Annotated in this window: 16 protein-coding genes; 7 read left to right on the forward strand and 9 right to left on the reverse strand. The window is 69.1% G+C overall.

The annotated features are described in order from the left end of the window. Positions 1-15: 15 nt before the first annotated feature. The 5 genes from ACFRAQ_RS06050 to ACFRAQ_RS06070 form a co-directional block, all read right to left on the reverse strand. The gene (locus ACFRAQ_RS06050; RefSeq protein ID WP_379094647.1) at positions 16-942 is read right to left on the reverse strand and encodes an AraC family transcriptional regulator ligand-binding domain-containing protein; all 927 of its coding nucleotides are present in this window, start codon (positions 940-942) and stop codon (positions 16-18) included. Between the two features lie 49 nt (positions 943-991). After that, the gene (locus tag ACFRAQ_RS06055) at positions 992-1,906 is read right to left on the reverse strand and encodes an AraC family transcriptional regulator ligand-binding domain-containing protein (RefSeq protein ID WP_379094649.1); all 915 of its coding nucleotides are present in this window, start codon (positions 1,904-1,906) and stop codon (positions 992-994) included. 68 nt (positions 1,907-1,974) lie between these two features. After that, the gene (locus ACFRAQ_RS06060) at positions 1,975-2,166 is read right to left on the reverse strand and encodes a hypothetical protein (RefSeq protein WP_379094651.1); all 192 of its coding nucleotides are present in this window, start codon (positions 2,164-2,166) and stop codon (positions 1,975-1,977) included. A gap of 53 nt (positions 2,167-2,219) precedes the next feature. Continuing rightward, positions 2,220-3,926 (reverse strand): AMP-binding protein, encoded by a 1,707-nt coding sequence (locus tag ACFRAQ_RS06065; protein ID WP_379094653.1) that lies wholly within the window; start codon positions 3,924-3,926, stop codon positions 2,220-2,222. Continuing rightward, a complete protein-coding gene (locus ACFRAQ_RS06070) occupies positions 3,923-5,560 on the reverse strand; it encodes an AMP-binding protein (RefSeq protein WP_379094655.1) in 1,638 nt (545 codons plus the stop codon). Before ACFRAQ_RS06070 ends, ACFRAQ_RS06065 begins: the two co-directional genes overlap by 4 nt. A 55-nt stretch (positions 5,561-5,615) precedes the next feature. Between ACFRAQ_RS06070 and ACFRAQ_RS06075 the strand changes: the two genes are divergently transcribed. Continuing rightward, positions 5,616-6,476, forward strand: a complete 861-nt coding sequence (locus ACFRAQ_RS06075) for a response regulator transcription factor (protein WP_379094657.1) — start codon at positions 5,616-5,618, stop codon at positions 6,474-6,476. A 105-nt stretch (positions 6,477-6,581) separates the two neighbouring features. Here the strand turns inward: ACFRAQ_RS06075 and ACFRAQ_RS06080 are convergent, their stop codons facing one another. Both ACFRAQ_RS06080 and ACFRAQ_RS06085 read right to left on the reverse strand, forming a co-directional pair. Then, positions 6,582-6,938, reverse strand: a complete 357-nt coding sequence (locus ACFRAQ_RS06080; protein WP_379094659.1) for a ribosomal subunit interface protein — start codon at positions 6,936-6,938, stop codon at positions 6,582-6,584. 119 nt (positions 6,939-7,057) lie between these two features. Beyond that, positions 7,058-8,266: a glycosyltransferase gene (locus ACFRAQ_RS06085; RefSeq protein ID WP_379094661.1), complete on the reverse strand. Its 1,209-nt coding sequence runs from the start codon at positions 8,264-8,266 to the stop codon at positions 7,058-7,060. Between the two features lie 300 nt (positions 8,267-8,566). Here ACFRAQ_RS06085 and ACFRAQ_RS06090 point away from each other — a divergent pair, with 300 nt between their 5' ends. From ACFRAQ_RS06090 to ACFRAQ_RS06105, 4 genes are all read left to right on the forward strand, one after another. Continuing rightward, positions 8,567-10,729: a germacradienol/geosmin synthase gene (locus tag ACFRAQ_RS06090; RefSeq protein ID WP_379094663.1), complete on the forward strand. Its 2,163-nt coding sequence runs from the start codon at positions 8,567-8,569 to the stop codon at positions 10,727-10,729. A gap of 105 nt (positions 10,730-10,834) precedes the next feature. After that, entirely contained in the window at positions 10,835-11,905 is a 1,071-nt protein-coding gene (locus tag ACFRAQ_RS06095) for a polyprenyl synthetase family protein (RefSeq protein WP_379094665.1), read from the forward strand. A 387-nt stretch (positions 11,906-12,292) separates the two neighbouring features. Beyond that, positions 12,293-13,144 (forward strand): hypothetical protein, encoded by an 852-nt coding sequence (locus ACFRAQ_RS06100; protein ID WP_379094667.1) that lies wholly within the window; start codon positions 12,293-12,295, stop codon positions 13,142-13,144. Continuing rightward, positions 13,141-13,581, forward strand: a complete 441-nt coding sequence (locus tag ACFRAQ_RS06105) for a hypothetical protein (RefSeq protein ID WP_379094669.1) — start codon at positions 13,141-13,143, stop codon at positions 13,579-13,581. The genes ACFRAQ_RS06100 and ACFRAQ_RS06105 overlap by 4 nt, the downstream gene beginning before the upstream one ends. Before the next feature lie 23 nt (positions 13,582-13,604). On the opposite strand, the gene ACFRAQ_RS06110 is transcribed toward ACFRAQ_RS06105, so the two are convergent. Beyond that, positions 13,605-14,417 (reverse strand): SAM-dependent methyltransferase, encoded by an 813-nt coding sequence (locus ACFRAQ_RS06110; RefSeq protein ID WP_379094671.1) that lies wholly within the window; start codon positions 14,415-14,417, stop codon positions 13,605-13,607. 171 nt (positions 14,418-14,588) lie between these two features. Between ACFRAQ_RS06110 and ACFRAQ_RS06115 the strand changes: the two genes are divergently transcribed. Continuing rightward, entirely contained in the window at positions 14,589-15,701 is a 1,113-nt protein-coding gene (locus ACFRAQ_RS06115) for a cytochrome P450 (protein ID WP_379094673.1), read from the forward strand. Between the two features lie 23 nt (positions 15,702-15,724). On the opposite strand, the gene ACFRAQ_RS06120 is transcribed toward ACFRAQ_RS06115, so the two are convergent. After that, the gene (locus tag ACFRAQ_RS06120; protein ID WP_379094675.1) at positions 15,725-16,534 is read right to left on the reverse strand and encodes a class I SAM-dependent methyltransferase; all 810 of its coding nucleotides are present in this window, start codon (positions 16,532-16,534) and stop codon (positions 15,725-15,727) included. A 175-nt stretch (positions 16,535-16,709) separates the two neighbouring features. On the opposite strand from ACFRAQ_RS06120, the gene ACFRAQ_RS06125 reads away from it, so the two are divergent. Beyond that, a complete protein-coding gene (locus ACFRAQ_RS06125; protein ID WP_379094677.1) occupies positions 16,710-17,408 on the forward strand; it encodes a phosphatase PAP2 family protein in 699 nt (232 codons plus the stop codon). The last annotated feature ends 2 nt before the right edge of the window (positions 17,409-17,410 follow it).

Here is a 17,410-nt window from a genome sequence, read left to right on the forward strand (position 1 = left end):
GTTCACGGCCGACCGTCACCACGCGGCCCGGCGGCGAGCGTTCGCCAGCTCCCGACTCCAGCTGGTTCCGGCCGCGGCCAGCCGCCGCTGCACGGTGCGCGGGCTGGTTCCCAGCCGGCGCGCGATATCGGATAGTGAGACGGTGTCGAGGGACACCGCCGCCGGGAAGCCCGCGGTGTCGCGATCCGGTCCGGGTGGGGCCGGATCGCTCAGTGAATCGAGTTCGGCCGCAAGTAGATCGACCCAGGCCTGGGCGGGCGGCGTGGACAGGGTGGCGACGGCCGCGCCGCGCCGCAGCACGGCGGCCAGGCCCGGATCGGCCGAATGCTGCGGCCGGTCGAGGTCCGCGCGGCGCAACGTCAGGCTGTCGACCTCGGCTCCGAAATCCACTGCCGCCGTGCCGAAGAACTCCCGGTAGGGACCGTGTCGTCGGGGCGCGCGTTCCCGCAGGGTGACCGCCACCGGCGCTATCCGCGCCCGCGCGGCCAGCCGGGCCCGGCCGGTGAGGTAGGCGAAACTCGCCTGTGCGGCGACCTCCGCGCCCCGGCCCCGCGCCGCCGTCTCCGACGCGAACGTGACCTGCCGGTCGGTCTCGGCGACCACGGCCACCCGCCGGTTGCCCGACAGCCGCGACCCGAATTCCCCTACGGCCCGGAAGCCTTCGCCGACCGTCGGCGCGGTCGCGAGCAGATAATCCATCATCCCCAGTTCCCCCATTCCATATCGTTCGGCCGCCCGCAGTCCCACGTGCGGCACATCCACCCTGCGCTCGAACAACTCCCACAAACGGGGATAACACTGCCCCGGAACACTTCCCGCCGAGGCTTCCAGCGCGCCCGGCCCGATCCCCGCCGCCCGCGCCAACGCCACCGGATCCACACCCGCGGCCCGAGCCCGGGTGAGTACGAAGCGCGCCAGCAGCACGCTGTCCGATCCGGTCACCCATCCACCTTCGAGCCTGGAGATCCGGTACCGCGGTCGATCCCGGGCGTCATAGCGCGTCGTCCGGGGGCGGCGTCCCAGGCTCGGGGTCTTCGAAATGCCGCTTGCGGGCCCGATCGACCTCCAGCCGCCAGGTGGTGCCGGATTCGGCGAGGCGGCGCTGGAGGGTGCGGGGGCTGGTGTACAGGCGCCGCGCGACTTGTTCGAGCAGCGCGTCGGTGCCGTCGAGCACCTCGGCCAGCACCGTGGCCACCCGGTCGGGCCATTCGGTGGCGCGCGGGGGCGGCGGCGGCATGGTGGCGGCGTGGCGGCGCAGCACCGCCGCCAGCATGGGGTCCGCGGTGATCTGCGGCCGCTCGAAGTCGGTATTGCGATAGGTGATGCGGTCCATCGGGGCGCCGAATTCCAGGCTGGCCGTGCCGAATTGCTCGGTGAACGCGTCCAGCCGCCGCGGCGCGCGCTCGCGCAGTTCGACGCACACCGGATCCATGGGCTGCCCGGTGATCTGGCGCATGCGCGAGACCAGCGAGGTCAGCGCCATCTGCACCGACAGATCACGTCCACGGCCCGCCATATTGACGGTGTAGACGTCGAAGGTGGATTCGGTCTCGGTCTGCGCGCCGGCCTCGATGCGGAAGTTGGTGGAGATCGAGCCGACGTAGGGTCCCAGCACCCCCAGCCCCGCGCCGACGGTATCCGCGGTCGAGATCAGGTAGTCGATCAGCCCGAATTCGCCGAGCCGGTAGCTGCCCGTGGCGCGCAGCGTGGCCTCCGGGTCGCCGAGTTCGTGCTCGAAGAGCTCCCACAGGCGCGGGAAGTAGTCACTCGACACCCGGGCGTCCCCGTCGGCCAGCAGCCAGCCCGGTATCCCGGCCTCCCGCGCCAGGCGGGCCGGATCCAGGCCCGCCGAGGCGGCGCGGGACAGCACGAAGCGGGGCAGCAGCACGGAGTCGGAGGTGTGCACGTGCCAATGGTGAGGGCAATTCCGGGCTGGAAACCCGGAATTCGCGGAACTGTGAGCGAGCCCGCTCGTCAGGCTCGGATGAAGGTGGCGGCGATGCCCCAGAAGCGGTCTCGGGCGACCGCGCGGAAATCCCATGTCTGCATGATGTTGTGGGTGGCGCTGACGATCCCGGACACGTCGAAGTCGTCGCGGGAGGCGGTTCCCTTGGCCTCCAGGGCGGCGATGACGTAGGCGGTCGCGGACTCCACGGTGTGGGACACGGGTGTTCCTATCTGTCGCAGGGGCAGGGCGGGTCGGTAGGGGTGGGGCGGGTTCAGCGGGTGGTGTCGGTCAGGACGTCCTCGTAGCGGTACTCGGTGGGGATGGTGACGCCTTCCGCGTGCGCCTGTTCCTCGCGGTGGCGCAGGTCCACGCGGCGGATCTTGCCGGAGATGGTCTTCGGTAGTTCGGTGAACTCCACCCGGCGGACACGCAGGTAGGGAGCCAGGTGGTCGCGGGCGTATTCGAGGATGGCGCGGGCGGTTTCGGCGTTGGGTTCCCATCCCGCAGCCAGCGAAACGTATGCCTTCGGCACGGCAAGCCGCGTGTCGTCCGGTTGCGGGACCACAGCGGCCTCCACCACGGCCGGATGCTCGATGAGCACGCTCTCCAATTCGAACGGCGACACCTTGTAATCGGAGGATTTGAACACGTCGTCGGTGCGTCCGATGTAGGTGATGTAGCCGTTCGCGTCCCGGGCCGCGACATCGCCGGTGTGGTAGTACCCGCCCGCCATGACCGCGGCATTGCGTTCGGGATCGCCCAGGTAGCCGGTCATCAGGTTGACCGGCCCAGCGGACAGGTCCAGGCAGATCTCGCCCTCGTCGGCGAGCTGCCCGGTGATCGGATCCACCAGCGCCACCGGCACACCCGGCGCGGGACGGCCCATGGAGCCGGGCACCAGCGGCTGTCCGGGCGTATTGCCCACCTGCAGGGTGGTTTCGGTCTGGCCGAAGCCGTCACGGATGGTCAGGCCCCACGCCTTCTCCACCTGCGCGATGACGTCGGGGTTCAATGGTTCACCCGCGCCGAGGATTTCGCGCAGCCCGGCCGGACGCTCGCCCAGATCGGCCTGGATGAGCATGCGCCACACCGTGGGCGGCGCGCAGAACGTGTTCACTTCGGCCCGGCGCAGCTGCGCGAGCAGGGCGGCGGCGTCGAAACGCGCGTAGTTGTAGACGAAGACGGTGGCCTCGGCCAGCCACGGCGTGAAGAAGCAGCTCCAGGCGTGCTTGGCCCAGCCGGGCGCGCTGATGGCCAGGTGTGTGTCGCCGGGCCGGACGCCGAGCCAGTACATGGTGGTCAAATGACCGACCGGGTAGCTGATCTGGGAGTGCTGCACCATCTTCGGCTTGCTGGTGGTGCCGGAGGTGAAGTACACCAGCAGCGGATCGGTCACCTCGGTGACCGACCGGAACGGACCGGCCGACTCGACCGCCGCGGCATCGGCATAGCTCTGCCAACCGGAGACGGCGCCGCCGACCACGATTCGGGTGTAGTCGCCGGGCACCTCGTCGAACTTGCCCGCGTCGCCCTGGTTGGCGATGACGAAACGCGCTCCGGCCCGTTCGATCCGGTCGCTCAGGTCGGCCGGGCCCAGCGCGCCGGTGGTCGGCATGATGACCGCACCCAGTTTGGCCACGGCCAGCATGGCCTCCCACAGCTCGACCTGATTGCCCAGCATGAGCATCACTCGATCGCCCTTGCCCACGCCCAGCCCGGCCAGCCAGGTGGCCACCCGATCCGAGCGCTCGGCCATCTCGGCGAAGCCGACCTGCTGCTCGGACCCGTCCTCCTCGACGATCCAGAGCGCGGGCCGGTCGTTGCCGCGGGCGATGACGTCGAACCAGTCGATCGCCCAGTTGAATTCACCGGACAGTCGTGGCCACTCGAAATCGCGCACCGCCGCGTCGTAGTCGGTGGCGGCGGCCAGCAGCCCGTCACGGGCCGCACGATAGGCCTCGGTATTGACGTTGTTCACGCGTTCTCCTCGGTCGTTCCCAGTAGCCGCGCGCTGATCTCCCGCATCTCGACCTTGCGAATCTTGCCGGTCACCGTCATCGGGAACTCCTCGACGACGTGCACGTAACGCGGCACCTTGAAATGCGCGAGCTTGCCGGTGCAGAACTCGCGCAGGGTCTCGGCGGTCAGCTCCTCCGCCCCGGGCCGCAGCCGGACCCAGGCCATCAGCTCCTCGCCGTACTTGGCGTCGGGCACGCCGATCACCTGGGCGTCGAGGATGTCGGGATGGGTGTAGAGGAATTCCTCGATCTCGCGCGGGTAGATGTTCTCGCCGCCCCGGATCACCATGTCCTTGATCCGCCCGGTGATGGCGACGTACCCGTCGGCGTCCATGGTGGCCAGGTCGCCGGTATGCATCCAGCGCGCGGAATCGATGGCCTCCGCGGTCTTCTCGGGCTGACCCCAGTAGCCGAGCATCACCGAGTAGCCGCGCGTGCACAGCTCGCCCGCGGTGCCGATCGGCACCGTCACCCCGGTCACCGGGTCCACGATCTTGACCTCGATGTGCGGCCCGGCCCGGCCCACGGTGGCGGTGCGCTGCACCAGCGAATCGTCGCGGCGGGTCTGGGTGGACACGGGGGAGGTCTCGGTCATGCCATAGCAGATGCTCACCTCGCGCATGCCCATCCGCTCGATGACCTGCTTCATCACCTCCACCGGGCACGGCGATCCGGCCATGATGCCGGTGCGCAGCGAGGACAGGTCGTAGGCGTCGAAGTCCGGGTCGGCCAGTTCGGCGATGAACATGGTCGGCACCCCGTACAGCGAGGTGCAGCGTTCGGCCGCAACGGCTTCCAGGGTGGCGCGGGCGTCGAAGGCCGGGGCCGGGATCACCATGGCCGCGCCGTGCGTGGTGGCCGCCAGATTGCCCATCACCATGCCGAAGCAGTGGTAGAAGGGGACCGGGATGCAGATGCGGTCCTGCTCGGTGTAGCCGCACAGCTCGCCCACGAAATAGCCGTTGTTGAGGATGTTGTGGTGGCTGAGCGTCGCGCCCTTGGGGAAACCCGTTGTGCCGGACGTGTACTGGATATTGATCGGATCGTCGGTGGACAGCGCCGACTGCGCCGCCGCCAGCAGGTCCGGATCGGCCGCGCGCCCGGTGGCGAACAGGTCCCGCCACTCGGTGCTGTCGAGCAGCACCACCTGCTCCAGCTCCGGGCACTCCGGGCGAACCTCGTCGATCATGGCCGCGTAGTCGGAGGTCTTGAACGCGGGCGCCGCGACGAGCAGCCGGATCTCCGCCTGAGTCAGCACGTAGCGCAGCTCGTGGGCCCGGTAGGCCGGGTTGATGTTCACCAGGATCGCGCCGATCTTGGCGGTCGCGTACTGGGTCAGCGTCCACTGCGGGCAGTTCGGCGCCCAGATGCCCACCCGGTCGCCCTTGCCGATCCCGGCCGCCAGCAGGCCCAGGGCCAGGGCGTTCACCTCGTCGGTGAACTCGCGGTAGGTCCAGCGGATGCCGGTCGTGTAGTCGATGAGGGCCTCGCGGTCCGGATGCGCCGCCGTGGTCCGGTCCAGGTTCGCCCCGATGGTGTCCCCCAGCAGGGGAGCGTCCCAGACTCCGAAGGTGTAGCTCGTGCTCTCGGTCACACCAGTAGGATCTACGTCACACCCAGCCTCGACTACCCCCGAAAGGGGCTACCCGATGACTACCGCCGCCGACGGGCTCCTGCGCCCCAGCGACGGCGACGCCCTGCGCGCTGAGCTGCGCGCGCTCGCCGCCCTGAGCAAGCTGCCGGTCGTCTTCGGGGGCGAGGTGCACGCGGGCACGCTGGTGCTCAGCGAGTTCGTCGGAACCCGGACCAACGGCATGCGGGGGCTGGCGGTCGCGCACAGCTCCGGGCTGGGCGGTTCGGCGGTGGCGACGGGCCGCCCGCGCTCGGTGGCCGACTACCGCTCGGCGTCCACCATCACCCACCACTACGACGTCCCGGTCCTGGGGGAGGGCCTGCGCTCGGTGGTGGCGGTGCCGGTGGTGGTCAAGGGCGAGGCGCGCGCGGTGATCTACGTCGCCAATCGCGAAACGGGGGTGATCGGCGACGGAGTGGCCGACGAGATGGTGCAGGCCGCGCGGCGGCTCAGCACGGAACTGGCCATCCGCGACGAGGTGGATCGGCGGCTGCGGCTGTCCTTCGCACGGGAGTCCATGAACAGCGCCAATGTGATTGCCACCGAACAACTCCGGGATCTGCACGCGGAACTGCGGGGGATCACCCAGGTGGTCTCCGATGCCACCGCGCGGGCGCGGCTGCGGGACGTCACGGAGAAACTCGCCCGCCTGGTGTCGGGGGTGGCGGCCGCCGACGACGCGGTGACGCTGGCTCCGCGCGAACTGGACGTGCTGTCCCATATCGCCCTGGGTTGCACCAATGTGGAAGCGGCCCAGCGGCTTTCGGTGAGCCCGGAGACGGTGAAGAGCTACCTGCGCAGCGCGATGACCAAACTGGGCGCGCACAATCGCCACGAGGCGGTCGTGCGAGCACGCCGCCTCGGGCTCCTTCCGTAAACGCTTCCCCCTGGATGGGGCTTCAGCTGCCCCGGAGAATCGAACTGCTTCTCCACGGGTGGGCCTTCAGGGACTTACCCCTGAAAGCCCCGAGAGTCGGCCGGCTCAGTCCGCCACCAGGTGACGAATGGATTCGCCGCCCTTGGCGTGATGCAGTCTTCCGAACCTGCTGTCGAGCAGGTGTGCCATGCTGTCGGCGGCCCCGGTGTAGGCGTCCTCGACGGTGGCCGCGCGATGCGTGGTGGCGACCGGTGGCTGGCCCTTGGGCCGGGCCTCGAGGGTGCACTTCTTGTCTTCGGAACCACCCTTGTGGCCGTTCACATCGGTGATGTGGGCCTCGACCCGGGTGAGATGATCCGCGAACCGGTCCAGAATCGCAGCGATGGTATCGGTTGCATCCTGGGCGATCGCGCCGCCACCGACGTTCTTGTCGGCGAAGACCTGGATTTGCATGGCTGGCATCTCCAATCTTCTCGGTAATAGCCGAGAACTTGCTGACACCTTCGACCATACCTACCCCGGCTGAGACTCGCCTGTGGGATCGCTCGCGTGGGACCGGAATCACCGCGCGGCGACGGGGTTCACCGCGTGGCGAGGTCCAGCACGGTCAGGGCCAGGTGCTCGGCGGCCTCCGGGTGTCCGAGGGCGCGGGCCGCGGCGGAAACGGCTGCGCGGGTCTCGGATTCGGTGAGCAGCTCGGTCAGGGCGGCGCGCAGATTGGCGGCGGTGGCGTCCTCGCCGACCAGGGCGCGGGCCGCATTGTGGTCGGCCAGGATCCGCGCGTTGCGGATCTGCTCCCCGCCCACCGAATGCGGGTAGGGGATCAGCACCGACGGCTTGCCCAGGGTGGTGAGTTCCGCGAGAGTGCCCGCGCCGGAACGGGATATCACCACATCGGTGAGCGCCAGCACGTCCGGGAGCTCCGGGCCGATGAACTCGCGCACCAGGTACCGGCCGCGCACGTCCTCGGGCAGGGTGGCGGCGAAGTCGCGCACCTGCTCGAAGGACAGCCGCCCGCACTGGTGAATCACGTTGGCGGAGTGCAGCAGTTCGGGCAGCAGCTCCCGGATCAGATCGTTGATCTGCACCGCGCCCTGCGCGCCGCCGGTGATGTAGACGGTCGGCAGGCCGGGGGCGTAGCCGTCCCAGTCGAGGGCCTTGACCGCCGCGGCGGGGTCGCCGGCGGTGAGCGCGGGCCGAATCGGGTTGCCGGTGACCAGGGCCCGGCCCCGGACCTTGGCGGGCAGCATGGCGATGGAGGCCTCGGAGGACAGCGCGATGCGGTCGGCCATCCGGGCCAGCAGCAGGTTGGCCTTGCCGATGCCGGTGGTCTGCTCGTGGATCACCAGCGGGCGGCGGCGCAGCGCGGCGGCCATGCCGATGGGGGCGCACACGTAGCCGCCGGTGCACAGCACCGCGTCCGGCCGGAAGCGGCCCACCACGCCCTGGGCGGTGAGCACGCTGACCGGCACCCGCAGCGCGTCGCGGGCATTGTCCTTGTTGAGCATTTTCAGCGGATTGCGGTCGCGCCGCAGCTTTCCGGCCTTGATGCCGGTGAAGTCGATGTCGTTCTCGGCCGCCACCCGCTGTTCGAGACTGTCGGGCACGCCGACCCACAGCACCTCGGCGGTGGCGTCGGCCTCGGCGGCCAGATCGCGCAGCGCCCGGACCGCGGCGACCGCCGGATAGGTGTGGCCGCCGGTGCCGCCGCCGGCGACGATCACCCGGACCCGGCCACGATCGCCCAGCCGCTGCAGGATCGGGGTGCGGTCGGCGGCGGGATTCGACATGGACGATCCTCCTGGACGGGGTGGGTCGGGTGGGTGGGGCAGCGCCCAGGCTATCCCGGGAACGGCTCCGGGATCCGGTCCGGGAGGTACCGGTCGGTCGGAGAAGATTGCGAGGTGTTGGCGAGACGGCTACAGGCCTTTACCATGGTTGTGACACTGATCACGTTGTCGCAGTAAGAGTCACGTCTTCGCAGTGCAGTTCCGACGCGGTCCCGTTCGGCTTTCCCCGAGTAGCGATATTTCCCCAAAGCAGTGCTCACCGGCATGTCCTATTGACCAGCCCAGCGAGAGGGCCCCGCAGTGAAGCCCTTCACCCTGCCCGATTTCTATTCCCCGCACCCCGCCCGGCTCAATCCCCATCACGACTACGCCCGCGTCCACGCCGCCGCGTGGGCCGAGCGCCTGGGCATGCTCGGTGAGCCCGGGGTCGACGGCAAACCCATCTGGGACGCCGAGAAATTGGAGCGCATGGGGTACGCGCTGCTGTGCGCCTACACCCATCCCGATTGCGACGCCGAGACTTTGACGCTGCTGACCGAGTGGTACATCTGGGTCTTCTACTTCGACGACTGGTTCCTCGACGCCTACAAGCGCACCGGCAACCGCGCCGAGGCCACCCGCTACCTGGCGCGCCTGGAAGAGTTCATGGCCGAACCGGGTTGTCCCGCACCGGAACCGGAGAACGCCTCGGAGGCCGGGCTGGCCGACTGCTGGGCCCGCACCGTGCCCGTCATGTCGGAGGACTGGCGGCGGCGCATGCGCCGCTCCACCCACAACCTCATGGTCGAATCCCTCTGGGAATTGGACAATATCGCCCGCGACCGGGTCGCCAATCCGGTCGAGTACATCGAGATGCGCCGCCGGGTGGGCGGCGCGCCCTGGTCGGCCGCGCTGGTGGAATTCGCCTGCGGCGCCGAGGTGCCCGGCCGTTTCGCCGAGGAGCGCCCGCTGCGGGTGCTGTGCGAAACCTTCTCCGACGCAGTGCATCTGCGCAACGACCTGTTCTCCTACGAACGGGAGGTGCGGGTCGAGGGTGAGAACGCCAACATGGTGCTGGTGCTGGAACGGTTCCTGGGCTTACCCACCCAGGCGGCCGCCGAGCTCACCAATGACGTGCTGACCTCCCGCCTCAAGCAGTTCGAGCACACCGCGCTCGCCGAGGTGCCCCCGTTGTTCACCGAACGCGCGGCCACTCCCGAGGAGCAGCTCGCGGTGACGCGCTACACGCTGGGACTGCAGGACTGGCAGTCCGGTGGGCACGAATGGCATCTGCGGTCCAGTCGCTACATGAACAGCGGCGTCGATCGGGGGCCGACCGGCCTGGGCACCGCCGGCGCACGGCTGCGGCCCGGGCTGCGGGTACAGCTGAATCAGCATGTGCCACCGCCCCGGGTGGCGGGTCCGCTGCCCGTCAACGGGCTGGAGATGCCCTACGTCGTGGGGGTGAATCCGCACGTGGAGCTGGCCCGCGCCGATGTCGCGGAGTGGGCAGCCTCGGTGGGACTGCTGGATCCGCGGGTGGGCTGGACAGCGGAATCGCTGGCCGACGCGGACTTTCCTGCGCTCCTGGCGATGGCCGACCCCGAGGCCGACGCGGAGACCTTGAAGCTGCGCTCGCGCTGGTGCACCTGGGGCAGCTACGCCGATGATCTGGGGACCCGGGTGTTCCGGGCCGATCCGGTCTCGGGACGGGATCAATTGCGGCGCTTACCTCTTCAGCTGAGCGAGAGCGCGCCGGCGCCGTCCAGTCCGCTCGAATTCGGTCTGGCCGCGCTGTGGCGGGACACGTCGGCGGTGTGCGACGACAGCGGCCGGAATCGATTGCGTGCGGCGCTGATCGAACTCGTCGACGGCTGGATCACCGTGCTGGAGAACGAGACCCGGAACCGTTTGCCGGACCCGGTCGACTATCTCGAATTGCGGCGGATCACCTCCGGTGGTCCCTTGTTCGGCGCGCTGGATGCGCTCCATTCGCCCGGAGTTGTCTCGGATCCGGCGGTCGCGGACCTCGCGGACTCCGGTATCGTCCGGCAGCTGCAACATTCGGCGCAGGACTACACCGGTCTGGTCAATGATCTGTACTCGTATCAGCGGGAAATCGAATATGACCACGAACTGCACAATCTGGTGTATCTGACGCAGTCGTTCCTGGGCTGTTCGCGGGAGCGCGCGTCGGCCATCGTGGTGGACCTGGCCAATGAGCGGCTGCGGCAGTTCGAACTCGTTGTCCGCGATCAGCTTCCGGGCTTCATGGCCGATCATCAACTGTCGGAGGAGGTTCGGGCCGCGCTGCTGACGCACGTCGATCGGCTGCGCGATCACATGGCCGGAAACCTGCACTGGCACATCAGGACCGGACGTTACTCCGAGGCAGCGCCGCGCGTGTCTCGGACCAGGCCGGCGCTCGGCCGCCCGCCGGGGCCGTTCGTCAGCGTGCACGCCGCCCCCGCGGCTCGTCGCTGAGCGGTCGGCACCCACATCTCGCGGGGCCCGGTGTCCATCGGGTCGGCGCGCCGACCCGGTCGGGTCCGGCGACCACGAGTCCGCAGCAGTTCACTGGAGGTTGCCATGAGTTCGTCGACAGCGGCCGGCGCCGCCTTCTCTCATCGGAAAGGCGCGCGGGACAGCGGAATCGGGCCCGACGAGCGGGCCACACACCTGTTGCGGCGGGCCAAGCGCCTCACCCGGCCGCTGCTGCGGGCCGCGTTCGACACCCTGCCCAGCGAACTGCGCCTGATGGCCGAGTACCACGTGGGCTGGTGCGACGCGAACGGTGCGGTGACGGAGGGGGAGTCGGGCCGGGGACTGCGCCCGGCGCTGGTGCTGGCGGCCGCCGCGGCTCTGGACACCGAGCCCGCCGCCGCCGTGCACGCCGCGGCCGCGGTCGAGATGGTGCACAACTTCACGGTCATCCACGACGACATCGTGGAGGGCGGCGCCGTGCGCCGGGGGCGTCCCACGGTGTGGCAGTTGTGGGGTGTGGACGACGCGGTGCTGGTCGGGGACGCCCTGCACAGCCTGGCCATCTGGACCCTGGCCGACGCCCCGGCGACCGCGACGCTGGACAGCATCGCGCGGCTGGCGGACGTGGTCATCGAGCTCTGCCTGGGCCGGCATCACGACCGGGCCCAGGAATCCGCTCCGGCCGGGTCGCTCGAGGAGTGCCTGGAGACGCTGCGCCACCAGCGGGCGGCCCTGCTGGGGTGCGCGTGCGCCATGGGCGCCTTGTGCGCTGGCGCGCCCTCGGAGGTGGTGGCGGCCATGGACCGGTTCGGCCGGGAGCTGGGCATCGCCTGTCAGCTGTGTGACGACCTGCGCGGGATCTGGGGTGAGCCCGGCAATCCGAGCCGACCGGTCGGCCATGATCTGATGCGGCGCAAGCACTCCTTACCCGTGGTGGCGGCCCTCGAGTCGCCGACGCCGGCGGGCCGCGAGTTCGCCGAGCTCTACGCCTCGGCTACCGCTCTGGATCGGGAATCGGCCGCGCACGCCGCGGATCTCATCGCACGTGCGGGTGGAAAGGCTTGGGCGCAAGCGGAATCCCTGCGGCATATACGCGCCGCCGCGGACATGCTGGAGGGACGTCCCGCCGCGGATCTGCTGGCCTTGGCCGAATGCGTCGTCCCGCACGATCGGTGACGCCTCGATCATCGCGCCGATTCGACATCGGACAAATCAATTCGACCGGGCGGTTCATATTGCGCCGCAATATAATTCCGTCGGGAACGATTGTGACTCCGCGCTGTCTCTGTCAATAAGTCTTAACCCCGGTGGCGTGCATGTAGCGGATCGCTTGCGCTGGTGATGCTGGATCCCACCCCGGCGAATTCGGTAGCCGCGAAGGGACTTAAGTACTCGATTCGCAGGAATCCATTGCTCCAAAACTGCTGGGCTGTCACGATATCCCACACGCGGTGAGCGGGGTCGATGCGATTCACCGTCGAAATATCTACCAGGCGTGCGCGTTTCGCTGTCGGTCGCGCATTCGCGCCATGTCGTTCTGCCTATTTCCCCAGGAGTTCGCGCATGACTACGGGACCTGTCGCCGGGCGCCTACCGGCGTTGGACCGCGAATCGGCCCGCGAACTGGTCCGGGAACTGGCGCAGGCCGCGGCCACCACGCGGACCGGGGTACTGCGGGTGACCGGGGAGCCGGGTGGCGACCTCCACGTCGTCCACGGGCTGGTGGTCACGGTGGACTCGCCCGGCGCGCCCGGGGTGCGCGAATTGCTCGCGCGCCCCGGGCGCACCTCCACCGGAGAGGCCGATCTGCGCGTGGTGACCATGATGGCCGCCGTGGACGGCTGTTTCGCCATCGCCTCGGGCTGGATCGGCAACTGCTTCTGGCAATCGGACGCCGACCTCGAATCCACCGACGCGCCCCACACATTCGAGGACGCCGCGGCGCAGGTGCCCGGCTTCGAACCCGGGTGGATCCTGCTGGAGACCGAACGGCGGCTGGGCGCGCTCGCCCACGGCCGCGTCTCCCCGCACCGCAATCACCTGCAGCTCACCGAACGCGGCCGGGTGTTGCTCAGCGGCCCGGGCAGCGGCCACCGCCGCGAGATCCTGCTGTGGTCCAACGGCCGCCGCAGCTGCCGCGATATCGCGAAGTTGTTGTGCCGCAGCCTGTACGCGGTCACCGTCGAGGTGGTCCGGATGCTCGACGACGACCTGCTCGTCATCGCGCCGGTGGAAGTCGATCCGACCCCGCTCGACCCCGCGCCCGCCCGTGGCCTGACCGGCCGCACTCTGCTGCCGCGCCGCCGCCGCGGGGCCAGCGGCATCAATGACGCGCTCCCGCCCAGCCCGCCCCAGCCCATGCTGCGCGGCGGCCAACGAAGCCTCACCCCAAGGAAATCAGAGAGGACGCAATGAACAATCCGAGCGGAGCCGGCGCGCCCGGCAGCATGACGGATCGAATCGCGACGCTGGTCAAGGTGCTGCGATCGGACGTGCCCGACTGCATCGCCGCGGGCGCGATCGATATGTCGACCGGCATGTTGCTGGCCGTGGAGACCGTCGACAACCACCCCACCGAAGTGCTCGATCTGCTGGCCGCGGCCACGCTGGAGCTGTTCCAGGGCCGCAATGTGGTCATGATCGAGAACATCTGGAAGGAGCGCCGCGGCATCCGCTCCGACCGCCACTACTTCCAGGAGATCCTGGTCAACAGTGACAACCTCACCCACCTGTTCGTGCGGACCGAGAGCCGCGAGGACGTGGTCGTGGTCGTGGTGTGCCGCAAGTCGGTCAATGTGGGCATGCTCTTCGCGCAGGCCCGGCGGGTGCTCAAGGATGTCGGCAGGCTGTGACCACGTGGCTCGGCGCGGACCGGTCAGGGAATCCGGGCCACCGCGCCGAGCATGGACACCGCCTCCGGTCGCGGATGCGGCCGATACTCCTCCGGCCGCCACAGCGTGACCGCGGTGATGCCCGGCGGGACCAGGGTGAAGCCGTCGAAGAACTGGGCGAATTCGGTGCTCGAGCGTAGTTGGAAGGGCACGCCGCTGCGGGTGTTGGCCTCGGCCGACCGGGCCAGATCGTGCTCGTCGAAATAGTCGTTGGTGGCGTGCGACATGACCAGGTAGCTGCCCGGCGCCAGCGCGTCGGTGAGCGTGCGGATCAGCTCGTAGGGGTGCTCGTCGTCGGGCATGAAGTGCGCCACCGCCACCACCATGAGCGCGACCGGCTGACTCAGGTCGATGGTCGAGCGTAGATCGGGGTGGTCGAGGATGTGCTTCGGGTCGCGGAGGTCCGCGTCCAGGTAGGCGGTCCTGCCCTCGGGGGAGCTGTCGAGCAGGTGCCGGGCGTGCACCAGCACGATGGGGTCGTTGTCGACGTAGACGATGCGGGATTCGGGGGCGATGCCCTGGGCGATCTCGTGCACATTGCCCGCGGTGGGCAGGCCGGTGCCGATATCGAGGAACTGGCGAATTCCGGCCTCACCGGTCAGATAGGCGACGGCGCGCCGCAGGAAATTCCGGTTCTCGACCGCGGCGAGCTGGACCGTCGGAAAGGCCTCGGCGACCGCGTCGGCGGACTCGCGATCCGCCGGGAAATTATCCTTACCACCCAGCCAATAGTCGTACCGGCGGGCCGGGTGTGGTTTGGTGGTGTCGACGCGCTCTGCCGCTGAATCCGAGTTCACAACGCTCCCAATCCTTTTCGGCTACTGTCTGACTATGTCAGCTCCAGTTGCGGATCGGTAGCGGCGGTCCCGCGCCCGCGCCGCGACATCGCCGGAAGGTTCGTCATGCAGTTGCGATACAGCCCGTTCGATTTCGAAGTCCATTCCGATCCGTACCCTTACTATGCCAGGTTGCGCAGCGAGGCCCCGGTCTACCGGAACGAGACCGACGATTTCTGGGCCCTGTCGCGCCACGCGGACGTGCTCGCCGCCCTCCGCGATTCGGATCGTTTCTCCAGCAAGAACGGCTTGCGCATGGAGCCCGCCTTCTGGGGCCCGCAGGCCGAGCGCTTCTTCTCCTTCGTCGCCATGGACCCGCCCAAGCACACCCGGCTGCGCGGCCTGGTGACGCGGGCCTTCACCGCGCACCGGGTGCAGGCGCTGGGGCCGCGACTGCGCGAGATCGCGGTCTCGATGCTGGAACCGCTGCTCGCGCGCGGCAGCTTCGATCTGATGGCGGAGTTCGCCGGACCGTTCCCGACCGAGGTGATCTCCGAGTTGGTCGGCGTGCCCGAGGGCGATCGGGAGATGCTGCGCAAGCTCGGCATGGAGATCATGTACACCGAGGAGGAGTCCACCGACCTGCGGCCCGAGGCCATGCAGGCGATCGGCGCGCTGGTCGGCTACTACACCGAGCTGACCATCGAGCGCAGCAAGTCCCGCCAGGAGGACCTGCTCTCCGGTCTGCTCGACGCCGCCGAGGGCGATGATCGGCTCACCCCCGAGGAGATCGTGGGCGTGCTGATTCTGCTGGTCGGCGCGGGTATCGAGACCAGCATGCTGACCTTCGGCAATGCCTGGAACGCCGCTGCCCTGCACCCGGAGGCCCGCCGCGCCGCGCTCGACGGCCGGATCGACGACTGGATCGCCGAGGCCATGCGCTGGGATCCGGCCACCCAGACCCAGCTGCGCACCACCACCGAGGCGGTCGAGCTGCACGGCGTCACCATCCCCGCCGACGCCCGCGTGCTGCTGCTCACCGGCGCCGCCAACCGCGATCCGGAGGTCTTCGCCGACCCGGACACCTTCGACCTGGACCGCGACACCTCCGCCTCGCTGGTCTTCGGCAGCGGCCGCCACCACTGCCTGGGCTCCAACCTGGCGTTGCTGGAGCTGCGCACGGCCCTGCAGGAAATCGCTTCCCGCGTAGCAGATTTCGAGGTGGACGCCGCGGGCAGCAAGCGCATCCATGCCTCCAACAACCGCGGCTTCGCCACGCTGCCGACCACGGTCACGCTGCGCTGAGCTGACGAGGGTTACCGAGCTGATCAGGGCTTGCGGGCGATTCCCCGGATCGCCCGCAAGCGCCCGTCTGCGAGCGCCTCGGTCAGGTGCTCGATCTTGGCCGGGAAGTTCGCGACGAAGGATTGCAGGCCAACGGGATTCGGCGGATTCGCCAGCACCATCCGCATGACGGCGGTCGCCTGCTCGGTGAGGTCCTCCCACTGTTCCACGGTCAGGCCCGATCGTTCGACGGCCGCGCGCAGTTCGCCGGCGGTCACCAGATGACTCTGGTCCGCGCGGTCCGCCCACGGAAGCGGGAAGTCGGGCTCACCCTCGGATGCCGTGGTGATATCCCAGATGGCCAGCAGGCCACCGGTATCCAGCACCCGATGCGCCTCGCGGTAGAGGCCGTCCTTGTCGGCGATGTTCATCTGCACGTGCTGGCTGATGATCGCATCGAAGCTGTTGTCCGCGAACGGTAGATCGGTGACGTCGCCCTGTCGCACCGTGATCCGATCATCCAGTCCGACAAGCTTGTTGATCCATCGCGCCGTCTCGCAGTAGTCCTCGGTCAGGTCCACGGCCGTGACCCGGCATCCCCGGCTGTCGGCGATGAATCGCGCGGTCCCCCCGATCCCGCTGCCGGCATCCAGCACCCGTGATTCCGCGGTGATTCCCGCCAGCCCCACCAGCGCGCCCGTGGCGATCCGGCCCATGGTGTGGAAGTCCTCCACCAGGGTGAGATCGGTGAGCCGCACATGGTGGAGGTCGTACCCCGCCGTGACCAGAGCATTTTCGATGCCGGTCCGGGAGACGCCGGACAAATAGGGAGTGTCGATCGAAATATCGTTCATGTCAGCACTCTTCTTCCGAAGGCTGGATGGTCAACTAGTAATCAGCCGATGCTTACATATCCGAGTATGCGACTGTTTCGGCTCCGCCGCCAGGGTCCGGTGGTCACGGCCCGTACCCACCACGGGAACCCAGCTCTCGAGATTCTCTCAGCGAAGGCGTGGCAACCTCGATGACATGCCGTCCACACCGCCCACGCCGAAGGAGACAGCGCCGACGACACCACCGGCCGACTACACGCTCACCGGTGTGTTCATCGCGTCCGTGCTGGCGGCGGTCATCATCGCCCTCACCTGCGTGGTGGTCTGGGCTCACGGTCCCGCCGGACCCGATGCGGCCTGGTTGCACTGGTTCATCGACCACCGCACCGACACCTGGACCACGGTCGCGAAGGCGATCAGCGATGCGGGCGGCACCACGTCGGTCACGGTCTACGCGACGCTGGCCTGTCTGCTCCTGGCCTGGCGCAGGTATTGGGACCGGGCCGTGCTCGTCGCCGTGACCTCGGCCGGGGCGGGCCTGATCGTCTTCTTCGGCAAACTCCTGATCGGGCGCGACCGCCCGCCAGTAGTCGATCACCTCGTCACCGAGACGAACCACTCCTACCCCTCGGGCCACGCCCTCGGCTCGACGGTGGTGATCGGGATCCTGGTCGTCGTCGCACTGCCCTGGCTCCGGCCGGTCGCCAGGGCCGTGGTGACCGCGTTCGCCGTCCTGTTCGTGCTCGCCGTCGGCTTGTCGCGTCTCTACCTGGGCGTGCACTGGCCGACGGACGTGCTGGCCGGATGGCTGATGGGCGCGTGCTGGCTCACGATCTGCCTGACCCTGAGCCCGCTGACCCGCCTGGTGACCGATCGGCTGCCCGGCCGGGACTGAAA

Origin of the sequence: Nocardia sp. NPDC056611 (genome assembly GCF_042792755.1) — a bacterium.
In the GTDB taxonomy this organism is placed as follows: domain Bacteria; phylum Actinomycetota; class Actinomycetes; order Mycobacteriales; family Mycobacteriaceae; genus Nocardia.

Excerpts from the sequence above, each read along its gene's own strand:
- ACFRAQ_RS06075 (WP_379094657.1), top strand. The coding sequence starts at position 5,616 with ATGACTACCGCCGCCGACGGGCTCCTGCGCCCCAGCGACGGCGACGCC.
- ACFRAQ_RS06080 (WP_379094659.1), bottom strand. The coding sequence starts at position 6,938 with ATGCCAGCCATGCAAATCCAGGTCTTCGCCGACAAGAACGTCGGTGGC.
- ACFRAQ_RS06085 (WP_379094661.1), bottom strand. The coding sequence starts at position 8,266 with ATGTCGAATCCCGCCGCCGACCGCACCCCGATCCTGCAGCGGCTGGGC.
- ACFRAQ_RS06095 (WP_379094665.1), top strand. The coding sequence starts at position 10,835 with ATGAGTTCGTCGACAGCGGCCGGCGCCGCCTTCTCTCATCGGAAAGGC.
- ACFRAQ_RS06100 (WP_379094667.1), top strand. The coding sequence starts at position 12,293 with ATGACTACGGGACCTGTCGCCGGGCGCCTACCGGCGTTGGACCGCGAA.
- ACFRAQ_RS06105 (WP_379094669.1), top strand. The coding sequence starts at position 13,141 with ATGAACAATCCGAGCGGAGCCGGCGCGCCCGGCAGCATGACGGATCGA.
- ACFRAQ_RS06120 (WP_379094675.1), bottom strand. The coding sequence starts at position 16,534 with ATGAACGATATTTCGATCGACACTCCCTATTTGTCCGGCGTCTCCCGG.
- ACFRAQ_RS06125 (WP_379094677.1), top strand. The coding sequence starts at position 16,710 with ATGCCGTCCACACCGCCCACGCCGAAGGAGACAGCGCCGACGACACCA.